18 protein-coding genes are annotated in these 14427 nt (G+C 39.5%); 3 read left to right on the forward strand and 15 right to left on the reverse strand.

Going from position 1 to position 14427, the window contains the following annotated elements:
* Positions 1 to 6: 6 nt before the first annotated feature.
* Both nrdI and nrdH read right to left on the reverse strand, forming a co-directional pair.
* Positions 7 to 420 (reverse strand): class Ib ribonucleoside-diphosphate reductase assembly flavoprotein NrdI, encoded by a 414-nt coding sequence (gene nrdI, locus OO7_RS05705; RefSeq protein WP_008915007.1) that lies wholly within the window; start codon positions 418 to 420, stop codon positions 7 to 9.
* Positions 421 to 429: 9 nt separating this feature from the next.
* Positions 430 to 657 (reverse strand): glutaredoxin-like protein NrdH, encoded by a 228-nt coding sequence (gene nrdH, locus OO7_RS05710; RefSeq protein WP_008915008.1) that lies wholly within the window; start codon positions 655 to 657, stop codon positions 430 to 432.
* Between the two features lie 286 nt (positions 658 to 943).
* Here nrdH and OO7_RS05715 point away from each other — a divergent pair, with 286 nt between their 5' ends.
* Both OO7_RS05715 and cspE read left to right on the forward strand, forming a co-directional pair.
* Positions 944 to 1402, forward strand: coding sequence for a methylated-DNA--[protein]-cysteine S-methyltransferase (locus tag OO7_RS05715; protein ID WP_008915009.1), 459 nt, complete (start codon positions 944 to 946; stop codon positions 1400 to 1402).
* A gap of 215 nt (positions 1403 to 1617) precedes the next feature.
* Positions 1618 to 1827: a transcription antiterminator/RNA stability regulator CspE gene (cspE, locus tag OO7_RS05720; protein ID WP_008915010.1), complete on the forward strand. Its 210-nt coding sequence runs from the start codon at positions 1618 to 1620 to the stop codon at positions 1825 to 1827.
* A gap of 147 nt (positions 1828 to 1974) precedes the next feature.
* Here cspE and lipA read toward each other — a convergent pair whose 3' ends face one another.
* The 10 genes from lipA to rsfS all read right to left on the reverse strand — a co-directional run bounded on the left by lipA (position 1975) and on the right by rsfS (position 11258).
* Positions 1975 to 2940, reverse strand: coding sequence for a lipoyl synthase (lipA, locus tag OO7_RS05725; RefSeq protein ID WP_008915011.1), 966 nt, complete (start codon positions 2938 to 2940; stop codon positions 1975 to 1977).
* 124 nt (positions 2941 to 3064) lie between these two features.
* On the reverse strand, positions 3065 to 3628 hold the full coding sequence (gene lipB / locus OO7_RS05730) for a lipoyl(octanoyl) transferase LipB (RefSeq protein WP_236620686.1): 564 nt from the start codon (positions 3626 to 3628) through the stop codon (positions 3065 to 3067).
* Between the two features lie 299 nt (positions 3629 to 3927).
* Positions 3928 to 4479 (reverse strand): hypothetical protein, encoded by a 552-nt coding sequence (locus tag OO7_RS05735; RefSeq protein WP_008915013.1) that lies wholly within the window; start codon positions 4477 to 4479, stop codon positions 3928 to 3930.
* Positions 4480 to 4734: 255 nt separating this feature from the next.
* Positions 4735 to 4998, reverse strand: coding sequence for a DUF493 family protein YbeD (gene ybeD, locus OO7_RS05740; protein WP_008915014.1), 264 nt, complete (start codon positions 4996 to 4998; stop codon positions 4735 to 4737).
* A 97-nt stretch (positions 4999 to 5095) separates the two neighbouring features.
* Complete coding sequence (gene dacA / locus OO7_RS05745; RefSeq protein ID WP_008915015.1) at positions 5096 to 6307, reverse strand: D-alanyl-D-alanine carboxypeptidase DacA; 1212 nt, start codon at positions 6305 to 6307, stop codon at positions 5096 to 5098.
* A gap of 122 nt (positions 6308 to 6429) precedes the next feature.
* Positions 6430 to 7407, reverse strand: coding sequence for an endolytic peptidoglycan transglycosylase RlpA (rlpA, locus tag OO7_RS05750; protein WP_008915016.1), 978 nt, complete (start codon positions 7405 to 7407; stop codon positions 6430 to 6432).
* Between the two features lie 12 nt (positions 7408 to 7419).
* Positions 7420 to 8532: a peptidoglycan glycosyltransferase MrdB gene (gene mrdB / locus OO7_RS05755; RefSeq protein ID WP_008915017.1), complete on the reverse strand. Its 1113-nt coding sequence runs from the start codon at positions 8530 to 8532 to the stop codon at positions 7420 to 7422.
* Positions 8533 to 8536: 4 nt separating this feature from the next.
* Positions 8537 to 10426 carry a peptidoglycan DD-transpeptidase MrdA gene (gene mrdA / locus OO7_RS05760; RefSeq protein ID WP_008915018.1) on the reverse strand — a complete coding sequence of 630 codons (1890 nt, stop codon included), beginning with the start codon at positions 10424 to 10426 and terminating at the stop codon, positions 8537 to 8539.
* A 32-nt stretch (positions 10427 to 10458) separates the two neighbouring features.
* On the reverse strand, positions 10459 to 10929 hold the full coding sequence (rlmH, locus tag OO7_RS05765; protein WP_008915019.1) for a 23S rRNA (pseudouridine(1915)-N(3))-methyltransferase RlmH: 471 nt from the start codon (positions 10927 to 10929) through the stop codon (positions 10459 to 10461).
* Between the two features lie 2 nt (positions 10930 to 10931).
* Positions 10932 to 11258 (reverse strand): ribosome silencing factor, encoded by a 327-nt coding sequence (gene rsfS / locus OO7_RS05770; RefSeq protein ID WP_083928974.1) that lies wholly within the window; start codon positions 11256 to 11258, stop codon positions 10932 to 10934.
* Positions 11259 to 11530: 272 nt separating this feature from the next.
* On the opposite strand from rsfS, the gene OO7_RS05775 reads away from it, so the two are divergent.
* Positions 11531 to 12205, forward strand: coding sequence for a YbgA family protein (locus OO7_RS05775; RefSeq protein WP_236620674.1), 675 nt, complete (start codon positions 11531 to 11533; stop codon positions 12203 to 12205).
* Here the strand turns inward: OO7_RS05775 and nadD are convergent.
* Genes nadD through lptE form a run of 3 tightly spaced genes read right to left on the reverse strand, consistent with a single transcriptional unit; the run spans position 12202 to position 14418 of the window.
* Entirely contained in the window at positions 12202 to 12858 is a 657-nt protein-coding gene (nadD, locus tag OO7_RS05780; RefSeq protein ID WP_008915022.1) for a nicotinate-nucleotide adenylyltransferase, read from the reverse strand. The two genes, OO7_RS05775 and nadD, sit on opposite strands and share 4 nt — an antisense overlap.
* The gene (gene holA, locus OO7_RS05785; RefSeq protein ID WP_008915023.1) at positions 12848 to 13882 is read right to left on the reverse strand and encodes a DNA polymerase III subunit delta; all 1035 of its coding nucleotides are present in this window, start codon (positions 13880 to 13882) and stop codon (positions 12848 to 12850) included. The genes nadD and holA overlap by 11 nt, the downstream gene beginning before the upstream one ends.
* Positions 13879 to 14418, reverse strand: coding sequence for an LPS assembly lipoprotein LptE (gene lptE / locus OO7_RS05790; RefSeq protein ID WP_008915024.1), 540 nt, complete (start codon positions 14416 to 14418; stop codon positions 13879 to 13881). Before lptE ends, holA begins: the two co-directional genes overlap by 4 nt.
* Positions 14419 to 14427 lie beyond the last annotated feature (9 nt).

Raw genomic sequence — 14427 nt, forward strand, 5'->3', positions numbered from 1 at the left:
ATAACTCTAATTATTTTTTTCTCGCCAAAAGATTTCAAGCCCGTCACGGACACGCTGAACATCTCTTTCTGTTCCTAATAATTCAAAGCGATATAAATAAGGAACTTGGCATTTATTCGCAATGATATTGCCGGCAATGGCGTATGCTTCACCGAAATTGGTATTACCCGCAGCAATTACTCCGCGAATAAGTAACCGATTAGCTTCAATATTGAGAAAACGGATCACCTCTTTTGGTACAGCACCTTTGCTACCACCACCGCCGTAAGTAGGCAGAAGTAGAACAAAAGGTTTTGTCGCAATAATCCCGTTATCTGCGCTTCCGATGGGTAAACGCGTTGCGGGAAGAGCTACTTTTTCAACAAAACGATGACAATTCCCCGAATGGCTAGAAAAGTAGATCAGTGATTCCGTTTGCATAAGCCTCTCCTATGCTGAAAGGCGATTGATGATGTCAGGACGAAATCCAGACCAATGTTCTTGGTCTGCGACAACAACAGGGACTTGCTGATAACCTAATTGGCGAACAAAGAGAAGTGCTTCTTGATCTTGCGTTAAGTCAATAACTTGATAAGGAATAGATTTGCGGTCCAGTGCTTGATAGGTCGCATTACATTGAACACAGTCAGGTTTGCTATAAATAGTGATAACAGACATATAATATTCCTTTGGATTTTTGAAAGCATTGCTGTTGTAATCATTGAAAGATGAATACTATATATAGATTAAATTTTTTTCAACCACACAATATATGGTGAGATTTTCTGTAAATGATAATTATTCTAATTATTATGAGGTTAACTATTTTAATGAAAAAATAGTTTTAAAAAGAGATGAACGAATCTGTGATCTAGTCTAAGAAAAAATATCATTGCCAAATAGAATTGATACAGTTTATAACTGTATATACGAACAGATAATTGAATTTCCTTAAGGAGATATTATGTACCATCAATATTTAACTGCGCCGAAAAAATTTCCCAAGCCGTGGGTACAGATTACGGCTGATGATGATGGGATCACTAGTATCTATTTTGTTGAGGAACAGGCACAGCCTGAAAATATCAATGAAATAACTCAGCAATGTGCAAAAGAGCTACAAGAGTATTTTGATAAGAAAAGAACAACATTTACTGTTGCTTTGAATCCGCAAGGCACTGAGTTCCTAAAAAAGGTATGGTCACATTTATCATCGATCCCGTATGGTGAGCGCTGGAGTTATAAAGATCTTGCTTTGAAGCTTGGATCAGTAAACTATTGCCGTGCTGTTGGTATGGCAAATTCTCGCAATCCAATTTCGTTGGTTATCCCTTGTCATCGCGTGTTAGGGCATGATGGTAAGTTAGTGGGTTATACTGGCGGATTAGATATTAAAGGTTGGTTATTAAATCACGAGAAATAATATACCAATAAACTAATAAATATTGGCATTATCATTTAGCTTAGTATCTTTTTGGCTGAAACTTAGCTAATTTGTTAGTCGTTTTCCAAAATAATTAATATTTTTTTATGTTTTTATCGATTTTCGTGATCAAAGTACTAGACAAGTCACTAGTACATCTGATGTACTGAATGGGACACTGATGGTGTGTCTATTTTATATTAAAGGTAATATTGATGTCTAAAGTTAAAGGTAACGTTAAGTGGTTCAACGAGTCTAAAGGTTTCGGTTTTATCACTCCAGAAGATGGTAGCAAAGATGTATTTGTTCATTTTTCTGCGATTACAAGCGACGGTTTCAAAACCCTAGCTGAAGGCCAGAAAGTTGAATTCGAAATCACTGAAGGCGCTAAAGGTCCATCTGCTGTAAACGTTGTCTCTTTGTAATTTAATCATTCTGAATTTAATCACATAGAAACGAATAGCTTAAACCTGCTCCCAATTGGAGCAGGTTTTATTTTATCTGCTAGGCAACAAAAAGCCCCGTAAAACGAGGCTTCATGATCTTTTAAAAGCAATAAACTTAGAAGCGGGTTACTTGACTTCTTCACCTTTCGCTTGGAGATCCGCATGGTAGGAAGAGCGAACGAAAGGACCACAAGCAGCATGAGTGAAGCCCATCGCCATTGCTTCTTCTTTCATTTCATCAAACTCCGCAGGGCTCACATAGCGCTTCACAGGAAGATGATGGCGGCTTGGTTGTAAATACTGCCCAAGTGTTAACATAGTGACACCATGACGGCGTAAATCACGCATAACGTCAATGATTTCTTCATTTGTTTCACCTAAACCAATCATCAGCCCTGATTTAGTTGGAATTTCAGGGTGAGCTTCTTTGAATCTTTCAAGAAGTTTCAGTGACCATTCATAGTTGGCACCAGGACGAACTTGGCGATAAACACGTGGTACGTTTTCTAAGTTGTGGTTAAAAACATCGGGTGGTGTTTCGATCAGAATATCTAATGCTCTATCCATTCTACCGCGAAAGTCTGGTACTAAAGTTTCAATTTTAATGGTTGAATTTTTTTCACGGATTGCGCTAATACAATCAGCAAAGTGCTGAGCACCACCATCACGTAAATCATCACGGTCAACCGATGTGATCACGACATAACGTAACGCCATATCTTTAATAGTTTGGGCGAGTTTGATTGGCTCATTTGCATCTGGCGCATTTGGGCGTCCATGAGCAACATCACAGAAAGGACAGCGGCGGGTACAAATAGCACCCAAAATCATAAAAGTTGCTGTTCCGTGGTTAAAACATTCGGATAAGTTGGGGCAGGATGCTTCTTCACAGACCGAATGCAAACCATTTTTGCGCATTGCAGCTTTGATCCCTTGAATCCGAGTTGAATCTGCCGGCAGCCTAATTTTCATCCAATCGGGTTTACGTAGAATTTCTTCGCGCTCAGTGACAACGTTTTTGACAGGGATCAGCGCCATTTTATCGGCGTCACGATATTTGATTCCGCGTTCTATCTGAATAGGTTTACTCATAATTGTGCCGGTTCCAGGTCTCTTTGAAGTCATTGGATAAGTCTATTTCTGTGAATATTAAGTACGGGAGCCGTTACTTATCCATTAAAATTTATTTGAAAAATGTTAAAAAATTATAGCATGATTACTGAGCAACATGAAATCCTAGTGTGTCACAGAACTGTTTAATTAGCACGGGCTGAACATCGGCTAATGTCACTTGTGGTACAAAATTGCGAAGTTGAATCATTTTTAATTGCGCATAACCGCAAGGATTGATGCGGTTAAAAGGTTCAAGATCCATATTAATATTCAGCGCTAAACCATGAAATGAGCAGCCTTTACGGATACGTAAACCTAATGAGCAAATTTTGTCGCCATTGACATATACACCCGGTGCATCAGGGCGAGGATAGGCATCAACTTGGTAATGTGCGAGTGTTTTAACCACCGTGGTTTCAAGCGCGGTCACGAGATCGCGCACGCCAATTTTGTTGCGTTTCAGATCTAGCATCACATACATAACTTGTTGGCCGGGGCCATGGTAGGTAACTTGTCCACCGCGATCACTTTGGATCACCGGAATATCTCCCGGTGCGAGGACATGCTCTGCTTTGCCCGCTTGACCTTGAGTAAAGACTCGAGGGTGCTCAACAAGCCAAAGTTCATCAGGTGTCTCTTGAACCCGAGTTTCAGTAAACTGGTGCATTTTGTCAGAGATTTTTTGGTAGGGAGCTAACCCGAATTGGCGCACTATAATATTTTTTGTTGACAATATTGTAACATCCACATTAAAACAATGGATCGCTAGTATAACGCTGGTCGGGTTATATCGCTAGTTTTACGCAGTAAAATACTGCAACTAATACAATATTAATATGTTAAATTATATGTTTTATTTAAATAAAGACTCGTGACATTTTTTGAAATATTATCCTCAATAGTCGTAACAAAAAGGTGTTATTATTGAAAACGGTGTACAGTATTCATATACACCGTCAACATGAATTACTTAACCATTCCCCCTTCAGAATAATGAGGATTAGCTTTCATAAAATCTTGATGTATTTTTTTTAAATTGTCATTTTGTGCTTTTTCAGCCTCTTGATATTTTGGTGTCATTATATGGTGATTATGTTTATCCATATCGTCGATATTTTTTATATTACTCTTTGAAGATTTTAAATTTGATGAGAGATTATTGAGTTGGTTCTCAAATTTATCTAATGATTGCATCTTAGATGCATTATGCTTATAAGATGAACTATTAATTTTTCCTTTTAGGTCGTTAACTTTTCCTTTTAAACTAATAAGAGTTGTTTGACCTTTGCTAATATTCTTTTTTACATCATAAATGGCAATATTTTTAGACATGAATGAAAGACTATTCATTGTTTTAGGATTACTTTTTTTACTTAAGTCATCAATAAGATTACTAATTGACTTAAGTTCTTTTTTAAGATTATTAATATCTTGTTTATGAACGGTTTTTTTATCTGTAGATATATTACTTATACTCATTTGTTGCGAGTTAGACAACGAAATATTTGAAATAGACACTATTATATTCCTCATTATATATTTAAAATAGAAATTAGAGAATAATAATCGTCTTATAAAAGAGCAACTGATTCATAATGAATCATTATTTTTCATTATAAATCATATTAAAATAGAGTATTTTTATTAAAATTAAATAATTAATATAAAAACTACGTCTTAATAAATTAATATCTAATTATTAAGACGTAGTTGATTTTAAGTTAGATTAAAAAGCAGAAATATAAATATATGTCAGTGCTATTTTTAGAATAATTAAAGAACCATTTTAACACGTTCTAATGCACCGAGCTCTTCATACAGCTTTTCAACTTGGTCAATGTGAGTTGCATTAATTGTAATTGAAACTGAGTGATAATTACCTTTGCTGCTTGGTTTCACTTCTGGAGAATAATCACCCGGAGCATGGCGTTGAACTACTTCAACGACCTCATCAAGTAGCTCAGGTTCTGCTACTCCCATCACTTTGTAAGTGAATGAGCAAGGGAACTCAAGCAGTTCATTTAATTTGGTTTTCATGGGCGCTCCTAATAGCATAAATAATGCTGATGAGATAATTCATCCCATCAGCTCTTGATATAAAATATATGGGGATGCTCTATAATTTATTCAAGGTCTAACCAAACCAACGATGGAATAGTAATTTAATATAATCAATCAAACGACTGAAAAATCCACCTTCTTCCACATCTTTGAGTACAACAAGTGGGCGTTGTTCAATGGTTTTACCATCAAGTTGGAAGTTAATAGTACCAACTTGTTGCCCTTTACTGAGTGGCGCTTCAAGCTCATTACTTGCAATGTCATAACTTGCTTTGAGATCTTTAAGGCGACCACGAGGAATGGTGAGGAATAGATCTTCAGTTACCCCTAACTTCACTTTATTATCATCACCAAACCAAACTGGTTCTGAGGCAAATTCAACACCGGCTTGTAATGGTTTTACTGTTTCATAAAAACGAAAACCGTAGGTCAGCAGTTTTTTACTTTCTGCATCACGACCTTTCATACTTTTTCCGCCCATAACAGCAGAAATTAGGCGCATATCACCTTCAGTTGCAGAGGCAACTAAATTAAAGCCCGCAGCATTAGTATGACCTGTTTTAATTCCATCAACAGCAAGGCTTTTATCCCATAACAGGCCATTACGGTTTGTTTGGCGGATATTATTAAAGGTAAATTCTTTTTCTTTATAAATCGCGTATTCTTCGGGAACATCGCGGATCAAGGCTTGCCCGATAAGTGCCATATCCCTTGCAGAACTATATTGGCCTTCAGCATCTAAGCCATGAACTGTTTTGAAATGCGTGTTTTGTAGGCCAAGTTTACCAACATAATCATTCATTAAACGCACAAAGTTGCTTTGATCGCCAGCTACATAATCTGCCATAGCAACGCATGCATCATTGCCTGATTGCAAGTTAATTCCGCGTGTTAATTGGGAAACGCTAACGCGATCACCCGGTTTTAAAAACATCAAAGACGAACCTTTGAAAATTGGATTGCCTGTCGCCCATGCATCTTCGTTAACGGTGACCATATCTTCAGCACCAATTTTCCCAGATTTGATTGCTTGGCCAATAACATAGCTAGTCATCATTTTGGTTAAGCTAGCAGGATCGCGGCGTTGATCCGCATTTTTGGCCGCTAAAACTTTACCCGAATTGTAATCAATTAAAATATAAGCTTCAGCATCAATGTCCGGTGCCGAAGGAACAGGTGTATTCGGGAATGGTTCATTTGCATGTGCGATGTTAGTAATAGAAAGAAGCAGGGTGGCGCTTAATAAAGTACAGCGCAACGTGCGCAAAGAAACAGAATTTTTCATGGTTGTATAGTGACATCCGGAATTCGGTTAACACAAGGAGGCGCAGTTTAACAAAGCTATGATGATTAAGAAAAGGGGCTTTGGTACTGCGCCAATATTTTTACACGAGTTTACGACAAATTTTAAGGCGCAATAACCATCGAGGCTTGATGTAGCTCTGCCTGAATGCGTGCTTGTAGATCGACGGCTTGCTGCCTTTCTTTAAATGGCCCTAATTGAACGCGATAAATATTGCTGTAAGGCTGTAGGCGTCCCGGAACATCAAATTTGTTTTTTAAGTTCTTCAGCATGGTATCCGCATTTTGGCGATTACCAATTGCGCCAACTTGCACTAAATAACCCGTTTCAGGAACTGCGTCGACTGGCGCTTCAGCTTGTGGTTCTTGTGGTTCTGTGAGCTTGAAATCGTGTTCAGGCACAACAGGTTCCATTGGAGTCGTTGGTTGCTGCGCTGGGAGAACATTTTCGGGGGTAGGGAGATTTTCCATAACCGGAGTTCCCATTGGGCCTGAACCTAATTGTGGGCGACCTGGCAGCGCATAACTTTGTTTTACAAAATTAGAGCCAATTGTGCCGGGGCCGGATAATGAACCATCTGGCGCAACTTGAATAGCATCTATTTTGATTTTAGTAGACGGCATTAAATTTAAGCGATCAGCAACAGCACGCGACACTGCAATATTTTTGCCTTGTGTATAAGGGCCTCTATCATTAACGCGAACTACCATCATTCGACCATTCATCATATTGGTGATGCGTACATAACTTGGGATCGGAAGTGTTGGGTGTGATGCTGTTAAATCAACAGGATTAATACGTTCACCAATTGCACTCATATTGCCAGTAGCTTCTGTACCATAAATAGAGGCGTAGCCCGTTTGAGAAAATTGTGATGTATCACGAACGATTTGATATTGTTGACCATTTCGCTGATAGTCACTATTTGCAGTTGGGTGATAAGGCTCATAATGAGGCTCAGCACCTAGAACATCCTGAGTTGGCACCGCAGGAATATTCGTAGGTTGCTTGGGCTTTTCTTCAGTAACACATCCGCTAAGCAATGCTGCGGTAATGCTAAGGATAATCCATTGAAAACGCATACTAAGCCTCTTTTATAAACTCTTGGAAAGAAATTTTTTGTGTGTATGAATAGACATGATAATACCGAATCCAGCCATTAAAACAATGAGAGCGGAGCCACCATAGCTGACAAGAGGTAGTGGAACACCAACGACGGGTAATATACCACTGACCATTCCGATATTCACAAATACATAAACAAAAAGGATCAGGATTAAGCCACCAACCATAACGCGGCCAAATGTATTTTGCGCATTAGCGGCAATATACAGTCCTCTTATAATTAGCAGTAGGTAAAGCGCTAATAAAACTAATACACCAATCAAACCAAGCTCTTCGGATAATACTGCAAAGATAAAGTCGGTATGACGCTCAGGCAAAAATTCTAATTGTGATTGTGTACCATGTAACCAACCTTTACCCATCAGGCCACCAGATCCAATGGCAATTTTGGATTGAATAATATGATAGCCAGCACCAAGAGGGTCACTTTCTGGATCAAGCAACATCATCACGCGCGCCCTTTGGTAATCATGCATTAAGAAAAACCACAGTAGAGGGATAAAAGCGGCGAGCGCAACGGCTGCAATGGTAATCAATCGCCAACTCATACCGGCTAAAAACAGCACAAATAAACCTGAAGTAGCGACTAATATTGACGTTCCAAGGTCAGGTTGCGCGGCAACAAGTAAGGTTGGTAAGAAAATAAGTACCAATGCAATCATGGTATTTTTTAATGATGGTGGACATAAATCACGATTCATAAACCTCGCCACCATGAGCGGTACTGCAATTTTGGCGATTTCTGATGGTTGAAAGCGAATAATACCAAGGTCTAGCCAGCGTTGTGCGCCTTTACTTATTTGCCCAAAAGCATCCACAAAGATAAGTAAAATGACACAAAATATATACAGTTGCGGAGCGAGGTTTTCATAAACACGTGGGGGAATTTGTGCCATAACAATCATCACTACCAGCCCAGCAGCGATTTGCCCCATTTTGCGTTCCATCATTTCTATATCTTGCCCACTTGCGCTCCACATGATCATAGCGCTATAAGCAAGTAGCGCTAAAACGATCAGCAGCATAGGCACATCAATGTGCAGACGTGTTGAGAGTGATAATTTATTTTTATCGTCTGTCATAATGTTAACGGTCTTCCTCTGGGCTTGCTGGTGTACTGCTTAGCCGTGTTTTATTGTCACCTAACAGAACATGGTCAAATATTTGTCTAACAAGATCACCGACAGCGGGACCTGCTCCCCCATTTTCTAAAATAATAGCAACAGCAACGGTCGGTTTATCATAAGGAGCATAAGCCATCATTAATTTATGATCGCGTAAATGCTCAGCAAGTTTACTGGCATTGTAGGTTTCATAGCTGAAAACTTGCGCAGTCCCCGATTTAGCGGCTGCTTTATAGGGGGTACCAACAAAGCTACGGCGGCCTGTTCCATTTGGGGCATTCGCAACGCCATACATTCCTTGTTTAGCGATTTCCCAGAAACCTGAATGGATATCACCAATTTGGCTGGTTCCTTTGTCTTCATAAGGAACCATAGCATTGCCTAATTTTGTTCCATAAAGCAAATGTGGCGTCTTTACTTGGCCATCATTGATTAACGTCATCAAGGCTTTAGAAAGTTGGATAGGTGTTGCAGTCCAATAACCTTGCCCAATACCGACGGGAATAGTATCCCCTTGATACCAAGGCTTTTTATAGCGTTTTTGCTTCCATTCGCGAGTCGGCATGATCCCAGAGCGCTCTTCAGCAAGATCAATACCGGTATAGTCACCAAAGCCAAATTTTGACATCCAATTGGATAATCTATCGATTCCCATATCATAGGCAACCTGATAGAAGAAGGTATCCGCTGATTCAATAATCGATTTAGTAACATTTAATTTACCATGTCCCCAGCGTTTCCAGTCACGATAGCGTTTTTCTGAACCAGGTAGCTGCCACCAACCGGGGTCAAAAATGGTGGTAGTTGGTGTGATAACTTTTTCACTTAAAGCCGCAACAGAAATAAACGGTTTTACTGTTGAAGCTGGTGGATACAGCCCTTGAGTTGTCCGATTAATTAATGGTCTGTCTGGGTTATTTAAAAGCGCTTGATAGTCTTTATTTGATATGCCATTAACAAAAAGGTTTGAGTCATAGCTTGGGTTAGAGACCAATGCTAATATTTCACCATTACGCGGATCCGTGACAATGACAGCCGCGCGGCTGGTTGTCAGTAATTTTTCAATATATGTTTGAAGTTCAAGGTCAATGGTTAAATAGATATCACGACCCGCTTGTGGCGGCTGCTCGTGTAATTGGCGAATGACTCGACCACGGCTGTTAACTTCCACTTCTTCATAGCCAGTTTTGCCATGCAAAATATCTTCATAATAGCGCTCAATACCTAATTTTCCGATATCGTAACTGGCGGCATAGTTTGCAGAAAGGCCTTCTTTTTCAAGGCGCTCCACATCTTTATCATTCTTTTTCGCTACATAGCCAATAACATGAGTTAACGCAGAACCATAAGGATATGAACGGCGCTGATAACTTTTGACTTCTAGGCCAGGAAAACGGTATTGATTAACAGCGAAACGAGCAACCTGCACTTCATCGAGTTGTGTTTTTAGTGCAATTGACGTGAAGCGGCGGGAGCGCTTGCGCTCTTTTTCAAAGTTAGCAATATCTTCATCAGTCAGCCCAACAATCTCACGCAATTTATTGAGCGTATCTTGAAGGTCTTCAACTTTTTCCGGAACAATTTCGAGTTGGTAGAATGTTTTATTTAGGGCAAGTTGAACACCATTACGATCGTAAATAATGCCTCGACTTGGTGCAATAGGAACCAGTTTTATGCGGTTGTCGTTTGAGCGAGTTTGATAATCTTCGTGGCGAACAACTTGTAAATGATACAAATTAGTGACAAGAATAGCGGTTAATAACACGATCACGCCGAAAGCAATTAATGCTCGACGGATAAATAACATCGATTCTGCTGTGTGGTCGCGAAAAGGGGTACGCTGATTTTTCATGCCACTGCCATAGTGAATATATTAAAAACTGACTATTCCCGATGATATGGGTGATTAGTCGTAATGCTCCAAGCTCGATAAAGGCTTTCTGCAACAAGTACTCTGACAAGTGGATGGGGCAGAGTTAGTGGAGAAAGAGACCAACTTTGCATAGCGGCATCTTTACAAGCAGGGGCTAACCCTTCCGGTCCGCCAATAAGCAGGCTAACATTTCGCCCGTCTTGTTTCCAACTTTCAAGTTGATTAGCAAGCTTTGGTGTATCCCAGCGATCACCTGGTATATCCAATGTGACAATTCGATTGCCTTTACCAACAGCCGCTAACATCAATTCACCTTCTTTTTCGAGAATGCGTTTAATGTCTGCATTTTTGCCACGTTTTCCTGCGGGTATTTCAATCAGCTCAAAAGGCATATCTTTAGGAAAACGGTGCAGATAATCCATAAAGCCGGTCTGAACCCAGTCCGGCATTTTTGTCCCTACAGCAATGAGTTGTAATTTCAAACTCAGCTCCAGAGTTTTTCAAGTTCATACATGCGACGGCTTTCATCTTGCATGATATGAACAATCGCTTCACCAAGGTCAACGACAATCCAATCAGATACGCCTTGGCCTTCAACGCCAAGTGGATGGAGGCCATTTTTACGGCATGCTTCAATTAAGCGGTCTGCAACAGACATGAGATGGCGGCTTGATGTACCAGTACAGATGACCATTTGGTCAGTAATACTTGATTTTCCACGGACATCAATAGTCATGATATCTTCAGCTTTTGCATCATCAAGCTGAGCGATTATAAATTGTTGAAGTTCAGTTCCTTGCAAAAGGTTCACCTTTTATTCTATTCAAATTATACAGTGCATAAAGTTAAACAATGTTTGTAATATACCTGTTAAGGTCGGGGCATTTTACCCTAGATTTTGAGAAAAATCGGCTAAATTCTTATATATTAATTAATGTGTGGAATTTATATGAGTAACTGCGGCTAAGTTCAAGGAATTTATACAAACTTTACAATGTAATAGACGGCTAAGCAGAGGCGAGAACTAACAATAGAAAATGGAGAATATCTGTCATGCAGGCGCAACTTTTTCCGGTGGCTTTAATGGGAGAAATAACATATCCCACTGATAAAATTGTTAAATTAACTCAAAACCATGTGCAATTTATCTCTCAACTGGGCGATGAGGAATTGGCTGGAGTAATATGCCATGATAATTTATATGATGAGCTTGCGAGACAATTACCTGAAAATACGCCGATATTAAAATGTCGTGAATGGCAAAATGCAGAACAGCTTGACCGATTTTTACTCCAGCTTTATACGCAATATCGTCTCAAGCAACTCATGGCTAATTTAAGTCATCACCAAATCATTCAATTTCATAGTCGACATAAATATTTATTAATGGCGTATTCACCACAAGGCTATCAACTGACTGGAAAGTGGGTTGCTGCTATTCAAAAAAATAGCCAACTCAGTGATTTTTATTCTCAGTATCGTACAACATTGCTCGCTATTCTTGCTCAAACACCACCGCGTAAATTGCAGGTAAACGCGATTCGCCATATTCAAGGCTATTTCAAAAAAATTGCAACAAAAGATGAGAAGATAAATTTAGATGAGGTAATTAATAAATATCTTAATGGGCGTTTATCTATCAACGCGCCTTTAGCCTTGCTGAAACAGCTTCTTACTCAATACCCAAACACCTATTTAAGCGAACAATATTATTTATCACCTTACCCTGAATGTGAACATATCAGGGCGCTAAATTAATTTTGATAAAGATGGTGCTGATAAATGTAATCGATAACAGGTGCAGGGATCAGGTCATAACACGTTTTACCGGATGCCAATGCTTGACGGATTTCAGTGGCTGATATGTTAACTAATGGCGTATTAGCTAAAAAAATATGACCATGGGGTACTTGGCTTAGTTTATTTGGATCGTCTGTTTTATGCTGGTTAAGCCAATCTTGCATTTTGAGATCTTGGAAATCTGCATCATAACCTGGGCGAGAGCACACTAACAGATGACAATAATCCAGTAATTGTTCCCAACCATTCCAAGTATGAATAGATAATAAAGAGTCTTGCCCAATAATAAATGCAAGAGGTTGTTCTGCTCCCATTTCTTGGCGTAAAGACGCCAGCGTTTCAATGGTATAAGAAGGGCTGTTTTTCTCTAACTCTCTGGTATCAATAGTAAATAATGGATTACCTTGTATTGCTAATTTAACCATTTCTAAGCGCTGGCTAGGATTTGCTTTGGGTTGAGGACGATGTGGTGGAACATGATTAGGCAGTAAAATAACTTTTTGTAGGCCAACTTGTTTTGCCAATGCTTCAACTGGACGCAAATGTCCATAATGAATTGGGTCAAATGTCCCACCAAATAGTGCCTGAAGGCCTTCTTGCTTAAAGGTCATGGATAAAACTCTCTGGTAAGGCTGCGGTACATATTAACATCGATAAGGATTGCAAATCTGGCCAGACAGAGTGGCTAAAATCTTGCTTAGCATGCAATTCAGCTTGAGTTAGTAAAAGTAGGGCTGATTGTAATTGATGTAAACTTAGCCGTTGCAAGGCAGCTGTCAGCAACGGACGACGATTTTGCCAAACCTTATGTTGATCAAATAATGATTTTAATGCGGTTGTCGCGGATTGACGTTTTAATGTTAACAGCAACATTAATTCGCGTTGAACCGTGCGTAATAAAATAACGACTTCTGTATCTTCCTGTTGTAACTGCTCAAGAATATGCCATGCCCGGAATGACTTTCCTGCCAACATCGCATCTATCAAATGATATGGCGTGAAATGGGCTGAATTGTTAACAGCACTTTCAACGCGAGGAAGTGTCAATTTACCATCAGGATACAGTAATGAGAGCCGTTCCAATGCTTGAGATAAGGCAAGTAAATTCCCCTCATAACAGTAGCAAAGTAGTTGGTTCGCTTCTGTTTCGAGGTTTAAATTCATATTGCTGGCACGTTTTGAAACCCATTGTGGCAGCCGTTGATATTCAGGTGTTAAACAGCTGATATAAACGCCATCATCACTAATCGCTTTAAACCAAGCACTATTTTCTTGTGCTTTTGTTAGCTTTTGCCCACGTAATAAAAGGAGCAAATCAGGGTGGAGTAATTGAGATAATTTTACCAGTTTTTCTGCCATTGCGGCATTAGGGCCATTTTCGGGCAAAATTAAGGTTAATGATTGGCGAGATGCAAATAAACTCAATGCCTGACAAAGACTAAAAATTTCATCCCAATCAGTATGTTGTTCAAGAGTGAAAGTGAAGTTTTCAAGAAACCCATGAGTGTGAGCAACTTTGCGGATTGCATCTTGGCTTTCTTGAATTAATAGGGGCTCATTGCCCCATATTAAATAGCGGCCTTTCAGAGACTCTTGTAACTGAGAGGCCAGCTGTTCAGGATAAAGACGGATCATTCTGGTTCTACTGACACGGCTTTGGCTGCATTTTCCTTTTCAAGTTCAGCAGTATGAATAATCAGTAATTTACGTACTAACATTCGCGCTGCTTGTTCACGCATTTCTTGTTTGACCAATTCATTTTCAGCATCTTTTGCAAGCGCTTCTAATGGGTTATCAATGAAAGAGCGCTCAACTTGAGTCTGTAACGGGTAGATAGAACCGTTTGGCATTAATACTTGTGCATTAAGGACAAATGTGAGCTGTTTCTCTGCCGATTTACCATCTTGATAAATTGAGACAGTTTCCGTTTTTTCTGATGATCCCGTGATTTTCAATACAGGGATATCTGCCTTGCCATTTTCAACTAAAGTGACATTATTTAACCTAAGTTGTTCTCTAACAGCACGCGTTAACGGGCTATAAGGAGACGTTGAACTTAATTGTAATGTTTTTAGCTCGTCAGGAATTTGTGTTGTTCCTTGCAAGCGAAAACCGCAACCTGCGGTGACTAGCACCGACAGGCTCAGTAATAATGTTATCAGATAGCGCACTCGGCCTCC

The sequence above is a fragment of the Providencia sneebia DSM 19967 genome (assembly GCF_000314895.2).
Lineage (GTDB): Bacteria > Pseudomonadota > Gammaproteobacteria > Enterobacterales > Enterobacteriaceae > Providencia > Providencia sneebia.

What these genes read in the sequence shown, in the direction of transcription:
- mrdA (WP_008915018.1), bottom strand. Translation starts at nt 10,426, where the DNA reads ATGAAAAATCAGCGTACCCCTTTTCGCGACCACACAGCAGAATCGATG.
- nrdI (WP_008915007.1), bottom strand. Translation starts at nt 420, where the DNA reads ATGCAAACGGAATCACTGATCTACTTTTCTAGCCATTCGGGGAATTGT.
- ybeD (WP_008915014.1), bottom strand. Translation starts at nt 4,998, where the DNA reads ATGAAAACCAAATTAAATGAACTGCTTGAGTTCCCTTGCTCATTCACT.
- cspE (WP_008915010.1), top strand. Translation starts at nt 1,618, where the DNA reads ATGTCTAAAGTTAAAGGTAACGTTAAGTGGTTCAACGAGTCTAAAGGT.
- mrdB (WP_008915017.1), bottom strand. Translation starts at nt 8,532, where the DNA reads ATGACAGACGATAAAAATAAATTATCACTCTCAACACGTCTGCACATT.
- OO7_RS05775 (WP_236620674.1), top strand. Translation starts at nt 11,531, where the DNA reads ATGGGAGAAATAACATATCCCACTGATAAAATTGTTAAATTAACTCAA.
- holA (WP_008915023.1), bottom strand. Translation starts at nt 13,882, where the DNA reads ATGATCCGTCTTTATCCTGAACAGCTGGCCTCTCAGTTACAAGAGTCT.
- lipB (WP_236620686.1), bottom strand. Translation starts at nt 3,628, where the DNA reads ATGCACCAGTTTACTGAAACTCGGGTTCAAGAGACACCTGATGAACTT.
- rlpA (WP_008915016.1), bottom strand. Translation starts at nt 7,407, where the DNA reads ATGCGTTTTCAATGGATTATCCTTAGCATTACCGCAGCATTGCTTAGC.
- dacA (WP_008915015.1), bottom strand. Translation starts at nt 6,307, where the DNA reads ATGAAAAATTCTGTTTCTTTGCGCACGTTGCGCTGTACTTTATTAAGC.
- lipA (WP_008915011.1), bottom strand. Translation starts at nt 2,940, where the DNA reads ATGAGTAAACCTATTCAGATAGAACGCGGAATCAAATATCGTGACGCC.
- nrdH (WP_008915008.1), bottom strand. Translation starts at nt 657, where the DNA reads ATGTCTGTTATCACTATTTATAGCAAACCTGACTGTGTTCAATGTAAT.
- nadD (WP_008915022.1), bottom strand. Translation starts at nt 12,858, where the DNA reads ATGACCTTTAAGCAAGAAGGCCTTCAGGCACTATTTGGTGGGACATTT.
- OO7_RS05715 (WP_008915009.1), top strand. Translation starts at nt 944, where the DNA reads ATGTACCATCAATATTTAACTGCGCCGAAAAAATTTCCCAAGCCGTGG.